Source organism: Amycolatopsis sp. SID8362, from assembly GCF_010550475.1.
Taxonomy (GTDB): Bacteria; Actinomycetota; Actinomycetes; order Mycobacteriales; family Pseudonocardiaceae; genus Amycolatopsis; species Amycolatopsis eburnea.
The window spans coordinates 1-7388 of the sequence record NZ_JAAGNB010001069.1 but is presented as its reverse complement, the minus strand read 5'-3'; the positions used below and the strand labels follow the sequence as shown (position 1 = coordinate 7388).

Sequence of the window (7388 nt, the reverse complement as noted above, 5' to 3'; positions counted from 1 at the left end):
TACCTGCCGCTGGTCGGCGCGCGCGTGCGGGCCCAGCTGGCCGCGCTCGGGCCGCGGGAACGCGCCGCGCAGGTCATCAAGCTGTGCTTCGCGGACCCGGCGCGGTTCCCGGAAAGCCGGCTCGACGAGCTGACCGAGGAGCACGGCGCCCGCGCGCGCTTCGCCTGGGCGGCGCCCGCGATGGCCCGCAGCACGTTCGCCATCTTCCGTGCCTGGTCGACGCTCGGGAAGGCGTCGCTGTGGTCGGTCGCGCCGCGCGTGCAAGCTCCGACGCTGGTGGTCTGGGGCCGCGAGGACCGCGTCATCTCGGTGAAGCGGGCCGTGCGGACGGCGCGGGCGATCCCGCGGGCCCGGTTGCTGGTGCTGCCGCGGACCGGGCACGTGGCGCAGATGGAACGTCCGGTGGTCGTCGCGAAGGCCGTTTTGGGCATGTGGGAGCACGTCGAAGCCGGTACCTGGTAGTCCGATCGAGTGACAACAAACCCCTGCGCGGTCAGCCAGTCGCCGATAACGGTTCGGTGGCGCTGTGGCACCCTGGTGCGGTGGACCGGGTGAAGCAGGACGCGCGAGGCGACGATCGGCGCGCGCCCCACCGCGCGTCGGCGCGCCGGACCCCGGAGCCCGAGGAGCCGCCGCGCACCGGGCAGTACCGCCCGTCGTCGAAGGCCCCCGCGCAGCGCGTCACCGAGGACCGCTACCGCCCGGGCGGGCGGCGGACCAGCGCCGAGCCGCTCAGCGCGTCGTGGAAGCCCCACGGCGAGACGCCCCGCGTGCCGAAGGAAGCGCCGCCGAAGTCCGGGCTCGCGAAGCTCACCAAGACCTACGGCTGGCGCGTCTACGCGCTGCCGATCCTCGTGGTGCTGACCGTGCTCGTCGTGGTCAACACGGCCAACAGCCCGGCCCAGCCGATCGCCGAGCAGAGCGCCCCGCCCGGCGTCGAGTCCGCGGGCGGCGACGCGGCGGGCGGCGCCATCGACGGCGACGGCGAGACGGGCATCCCGGAGAACCCGGCCAAGCCGGTCGACCTCAAGGTGCCGACGGCGGACCTGCCGAACGGCAGCCCGTTCACCCAGGCCGGCAAGGGCAGCTGGCACGTCGTGCCCGGCAGTGGCCCCAAGATCGGCACCGGGAAGCTGTACACCTACACCGTCGACGTCGAGGACGGCATCGACCCGGCCAGCTACGCCGGCGACGACGCCTTCGCGGCCGCGGTCCAGGGCACGCTGTCCGATCCCAAGAGCTGGACGTGGGACGGCAAGATCGCCCTCCAGCGCGTCGACGCGAACTTCCCGAACCCGTCGTTCCGGGTGAGCCTCACCACGCCCGAGACGACGCACCGCGCCGACGCGTGCGGCTTCCAGATCACCTTCGAGGCGTCCTGCTACCGCAAGAGCATGGGCCGGGTGCTGATCAACCTGGCCCGCTGGGTGCGCGGCGCGAAGGCGTTCAACGCGGACATGACCGGGTACCGCCAGTACGCCATCAACCACGAGGTCGGGCACGCGCTGGGCAACCAGCACGTCGGCTGCGGCGGCACCGGCCAGCCCGCGCCGGTGATGATGCAGCAGTCGTTCGGCGTCTCCGACGACTACGTCTCGATGCTCAACGACATCCCCGGCGGCGACAAGGGCAAGGTCGCCAAGGACGGCCGCGTCTGCACCCCCAACGCCTGGCCCAATCCCACTCCGTAAGACCGTCCCATCATGTGGCATGGGGGAAGGTCTGTTTGCCTGCGCGTGTTGTGCATAGTGGGATGGACGCGAACCGCGCGCGAGATGGAGGACCCATGTCAGCACTGCCGCCGCTCGTCGAGCCGGCTGCCGAGCTCACCAAGGAAGAGGTGGCCAGGTACAGCCGTCACCTGATCATCCCGGACGTCGGGGTGACCGGGCAGAAGCGGCTGAAGAACGCCAAGGTCCTGGTCATCGGCGCCGGCGGCCTCGGCAGCCCCGCGCTGCTCTACCTGGCCGCGGCCGGCGTCGGCACCCTCGGCATCGTCGACTTCGACGTCGTGGACGAGTCGAACCTGCAGCGCCAGGTCATCCACGGCCAGTCCGACGTCGGCAAGCTCAAGGCCGCGTCCGCGCAGGAGTCGATCGCCGAGATCAACCCGCTGGTCAAGGTGCACCTGCACACCGACCGGCTGGACTCGTCGAACGCGCTCGAGATCTTCGAGCAGTACGACCTCATCGTCGACGGCACCGACAACTTCGCCACGCGCTACCTGGTGAACGACGCCGCGGTGCTGCTGGGCAAGCCGTACGTGTGGGGCTCGATCTTCCGGTTCGAGGGCCAGGTCAGCGTGTTCTGGGAGGACGCGCCGAACGGCAAGGGCCTCAACTACCGCGACCTCTACCCGGAGCCGCCGCCCCCGGGCATGGTCCCCTCCTGCGCCGAAGGCGGCGTGCTGGGCGTGCTCTGCGCGTCCATCGGCTCGATCATGGTGACCGAGGCGATCAAGCTGCTCACCGGCATCGGCGAGCCGCTGCTCGGGCGCCTGATCAGCTACGACGCGCTGGAGATGAAGTACCGCGAGGTCAAGATCCGCAAGGACCCGGACACCCCGAAGATCACCGAGCTGATCGACTACGAGGCGTTCTGCGGTGTCGTGTCGGACGAGGCCGCGCAGGCCGCGTCGGGCAGCACGATCACCCCGGCGGAGCTCAAGGCCAAGTTCGACAACGGCGACAACTTCGCCCTGATCGACGTCCGCGAGCAGCACGAGTACGAGATCGTCAACATCAAGGGCGCGACGCTGATCCCGAAGGACCGCATCCTCTCGGGCGAGGCGCTGGCGGAGCTGCCGCAGGACAAGCCGATCGTCCTGCACTGCAAGTCGGGCGCCCGGTCGGCCGAGGCCCTCGCGGCCCTGCACGCGGCCGGCTTCAAGGACGCGACGCACCTCGGTGGTGGCGTGCTGGCCTGGGCGAAGCAGATCGACCCGAGCCTGCCGACCTACTAGCCGTTCTGCCGTCAAGGCCACCTTACGGGCGTCTGACGCCCGTAAGGTGGCCTTAACGGCATTTCGGGCAGGCCGCAAAACACTGCGTGACCAGCGCGTCTTCTCGAACGTGGAACACCCGGCCGGGTAACGTCACGACCCGTGCGGTCAACCCTCGAACGCCCTCCGGCGCACGTCTGCTCGGCCTTCGGCGGCCTTGACGACGTCTGCGAACCGCTGCCGGGCTCGACGGCGTGGCGCTGCGGCGACCTCGTGCTCAAGCCGGTCACCGACAAGGCGAAGACGCTGTGGACCGCCCGCGCCCTCGACTACATCGCCGAGCCGGGCCTGCGCGTCGCGAAGCCGGTCGGCTCCAGCGACGGCCGCTGGATCGTCGGCGGCTGGACGGCGTCGCGCTTCGTGGCCGGAACCCCCGGCCACCGCGGCGACGAGTCCGTGCTGGCGGCGGTCAAGCTCCACCGCGCGACACTCGGCCTGCCCCGGCCGGAGTTCCTCACCGCCCGCCGCGACGTCGATGCGATCGCCGACCGGGTGGCCTGGGCGGAACTCGAGGTCCCCCTGGAGGAGACGAAGGGTGGCCGCTGGTTCGAGGTACTGGCGGGTGCCCGCCGCCCGATCCGCCTGCCGTCCCAGGTGGCGCACGGCGAGCTGCTGGCGGGCCTGCTGTTCGACGGCGACGCGGCTCCGGGCCTGGTGGACTTCGTCCCGTACTACCGCCCGGGCGAGTACGGCGCGGCGATCGTCGCGGTGGACGCCCTGGCGTGGGGCGGCGCGACGCGGGAGCTGCTCGAGCGGTGGGCGCACCTGCCGGAATGGCCCCAGCTGCTGTTGCGCGCGGTGCTGTTCCGGCTGGCGTCGAACGCACTGAACCCGAGGTCGACGCAGGCCTCGCTGGACGGGCTGCGAGTCGCGGCGCGCGAGGTGTCCGGCGTCTTGTGACCGAGGTCGCAAGCTCGGACGTCACGTCCGGCGATGCGCCGCTGACCTCCCGACTCCCGGTCCGTGGACGCGGATCTCACCGGCCGGGCGGGGAGAACCCCGCCGCAATGTCAACTGCCTGAAACATTCGGTCGAATCCGGTTAACACGGCCTCCTTAGCGTCAGGGCATCCCCGAAGCGCCGAGGAGGTGCCCGTGCCGCAGGTCGACACCCACTGCCCCTACTGCGCACTGCAGTGCGGGATGAGGCTCGACGGCGCCCGCGTCACGCCGCGGGACTTCCCGGTCAACGCCGGTGGCCTGTGCCAGAAGGGCTGGACCTCCGGCAGCCTCCTCACGAGCCCGAAGCGCCTCACCACGCCGATGATCCGCGTCGACGGCGCGCTCGAGCCCGTCAGCTGGGACTTCGCGCTCGACTTCGTCGCCCGCAGGCTGCAGGGGATCCAGCGGGACCACGGCCCGGACGGCGTCGCGATCTTCGGCGGCGGGGGACTCACCAACGAGAAGGCCTACCTGCTCGGCAAGTTCGCCCGCGTCGCGCTCGGCACCTCGCAGATCGACTACAACGGCCGGTTCTGCATGTCGTCGGCCGCCGCCGCCGGGATCAAGGCGTTCGGGGCCGATCGCGGGATGCCGTTCCCCGTCACCGATCTCAAGCGGGCCGACGTCGTGCTGCTCGCCGGGGCGAACCCGGCCGAGACGATGCCGCCGTTCACCCAGCACCTGCGGGGGAGCGACCTCATCGTCGTCGACCCGCGGCGAACGCCGACCGCCGAGCTGGCGAGCCTGCACCTCGCGCCCGCGCCGGGCACCGATCTCGCGCTGGCGCTGGGGATCCTGCACGCCGTCGTCGAAGGCGGGCACCTCGACAAGTCCTATGTGGACGAACGAACCGGCGGGTTCGGGGAAATGTGGCGGATCGTCGCCTCCTGGTGGCCCGAACGCGCCGAGCGCGTCACCGGTGTCTCGGCCGCCGACATGCGCCTCGCCGCGGAGAAGCTCGCCGGTGCCCGCAACGCCTACATCCTCACCGCGCGCGGCACCGAGCAGCACGCCACCGGTACCGCGACCGTCGGTGCCTGGATCAACCTCGCGCTTTCGCTCGGCCTGCCGGGCCGGGAAGGTTCCGGTTACGGCTGCCTCACCGGCCAGGGCAACGGCCAGGGCGGGCGCGAGCACGGCCAGAAGGCCGACCAGCTGCCCGGTTACCGCAAGCTCGACGACCCGGCCGCCCGCGAGTACGTCGCCGGCGTGTGGGGCGTCGAACCGGACAGCCTGCCCGGCCCGGGCCGCTCGGCCACCGAGCTGCTCGAAGCGCTCGGCCAGGAAGACGGCCCGAAGGCGCTGATGGTCTTCGGCAGCAACGTCGTCGTCTCGGCGCCGCGCTCGCAGCGCGTCCAAGATCGGCTGTCCGAACTGGACTTCCTGGTCGTCGCCGACTTCGTGCTGTCGGAGACCGCCGCGCTGGCCGACGTCGTCCTGCCGGTCACGCAGTGGGCCGAAGAGCACGGCACGCTCACCAACCTCGAAGGCCGGGTCCTGCTGCGCCGCAAGGCTCTCGACCCGCCGCCCGGCGTCCGGTCCGACTTGGACGTCCTCAATGGACTTGCGAAGCGTCTGGGACAGCCGGAAAACCGGTTCCCCGTCGACGCCGAGACGGTGTTCGAGGAGCTGCGGATCGCGTCCAAAGGCGGGATCGCCGACTACTCCGGCGTCAGCTACGACCGGCTGCGCGCCGGTGAAGCCCTGCACTGGCCGGTTCCGGACGAGAGCCACCCCGGCACGCCGCGGATGTTCCTCGACACCTTCGCCCACCCGGACGGCCGCGCGCGGTTCGTGCCGGTCGAGCACACCGGCCCGGCCGAGCTGCCCGACGAGGAGTTCCCCTTGCAGGCCACCACCGGTCGCGTGCTGCAGCACTACCAATCCGGTGCGCAGACCCGGCTGATCGACGAGCTGAACGACGTCGTGCCGGAGGCGTTCGTCGAGGTCCACCCCGACACCGCCAAGCGGGCCGGTCTCGAGGAAGGCGATCCGGCGCGGGTCCGGTCCCGGCGCGGCGAGACCGTGGCCAAGGTCCGGTTCGTGCAGAGCCTGAAGCCCGACGTCGTCTTTCTGCCGTTCCACTTTCCCGGTGAGCAGCGCGCCAACCTGTTCACCAACCCGGCGCTCGACCCGGTGAGCCGGATGCCGGAGTTCAAGGTGTGTGCCGTGTCCCTGTCTACTGTGGATGGTGCCGCATGACCCCCCGTGAAGTCGTCGTCGTCGGTTACGGCATGGCCGGAGCCCGGCTGGCCGACGAGATCCGCCGTCGCGACCCCATTGCCGAACGCGTCCGCCTGACCGTGCTCGGCGCCGAAAAGCACGCCGCCTACAACCGAGTGCTGCTGTCCGCCGTCGTGGCGGGCGGGATGAGCGCCGAGAGCGTCCGCCTGCACGACGACGAATGGGCCGTGCGCCACAACATCGACTTGCGGCTCGGCGTCGACGTCGCCCGCATCGACCGGGAGAAGCGCTGCGTCGAACTCGGCGACGGGTCGACAGTGGACTACGACGCCTTGGTCCTGGCGACCGGCGCCAACCCGTGGATCCCGCCCGTCGAAGGCCTCGAAGCCGGGCCGGGCGTGGTGGCCTTCCGCAGCCTCGACGACTGCGCCAAGATCCTCGACGCCGCCCGCTTCGGCGCGCCGGTCGCCGTCCTCGGCGGTGGCCTCCTCGGCCTCGAAGCCGCCCGCGGGCTGGCCGGGCGCGGCAACCAGGTGACCGTCGTGCACCCGCTCGGGCACGTGATGGAACGCCAGCTCGACCCGGCCGCCGGGCACGTGCTGGCCCGCCAGCTCACCGACATGGGCGTGACGTTCAAGTTCGGCGCCACCGCCGCGCGCTACCTGCCCGGCGACGGCCTCAAGCTCGACGACGGCACCCTCGTCCCGGCCGACCTGGTCGTCGTCGCCGCGGGCGTCCGCGCCGAGACGAGCCTGGCCGAGGAAGCCGGGCTCGACGTCGACCGGGGGATCCTCGTCGACGACACGCTGCGCACCAGCGACGGCCGCATCCACGCCCTCGGCGACTGTGCCCGCCACCCCGGCGCGCCGGCCGGGCTGATCCAGCCCGCGTGGGAGCAGGCCGAGGTCCTCGCCGACGTCCTGACCGGCACGAACGCGGCCGCCCGGTACCGCGGCACGACCGCCGTCACCCGGCTCAAGGCCCGCGGCATCGACCTCGCCGCGCTCGGCGAGACGCAGCTCGAAGCCTCCGAGAACGGCGCCGAGGTGCTGACCTTCAACGACCCCACCGGTGGGCGGTACGGCAAGCTCGTCGTCCGCGAAAACCGCGTGGCCGGGGCGATCCTGCTCGGGCTGCCCGACGCGGCCGCCACGATCACCCAGTTCCACGACCGCGGCACGCTGCTGCCCGACGACCGGCTCGCCGTCCTGCTGGGCCGCGCGCTGCCCACCGGCAGCACGCCGGCCGCCAGCCCGGCCGAC

General features: G+C 71.8%; 6 protein-coding genes. All 6 read left to right on the top strand.

The window, feature by feature from the left end; all coding sequences use genetic code 11:
• The coding region (locus G3I65_RS33660) for an alpha/beta fold hydrolase (protein ID WP_160699678.1) at nucleotides 1-462 on the top strand (462 nt) is incomplete at its 5' end.
• 80 nt (nucleotides 463-542) lie between these two features.
• A complete protein-coding gene (locus G3I65_RS33655; RefSeq protein ID WP_160699677.1) occupies nucleotides 543-1691 on the top strand; it encodes a DUF3152 domain-containing protein in 1149 nt (382 codons plus the stop codon).
• Between the two features lie 95 nt (nucleotides 1692-1786).
• Nucleotides 1787-2962: an adenylyltransferase/sulfurtransferase MoeZ gene (gene moeZ / locus G3I65_RS33650; RefSeq protein ID WP_160699676.1), complete on the top strand. Its 1176-nt coding sequence runs from the start codon at nucleotides 1787-1789 to the stop codon at nucleotides 2960-2962.
• A gap of 141 nt (nucleotides 2963-3103) precedes the next feature.
• The gene (locus G3I65_RS33645; RefSeq protein WP_160699675.1) at nucleotides 3104-3901 is read left to right on the top strand and encodes a TIGR02569 family protein; all 798 of its coding nucleotides are present in this window, start codon (nucleotides 3104-3106) and stop codon (nucleotides 3899-3901) included.
• A gap of 194 nt (nucleotides 3902-4095) precedes the next feature.
• Nucleotides 4096-6144: a molybdopterin oxidoreductase family protein gene (locus tag G3I65_RS33640; protein ID WP_160699674.1), complete on the top strand. Its 2049-nt coding sequence runs from the start codon at nucleotides 4096-4098 to the stop codon at nucleotides 6142-6144.
• Nucleotides 6141-7388 (top strand): NAD(P)/FAD-dependent oxidoreductase (locus G3I65_RS33635; RefSeq protein WP_160699673.1); only part of this gene is annotated, 1248 nt, incomplete at its 3' end. The genes G3I65_RS33640 and G3I65_RS33635, both read left to right, overlap by 4 nt.

What these genes read in the sequence shown, in the direction of transcription:
- moeZ (WP_160699676.1), top strand. Translation starts at nt 1,787, where the DNA reads ATGTCAGCACTGCCGCCGCTCGTCGAGCCGGCTGCCGAGCTCACCAAG.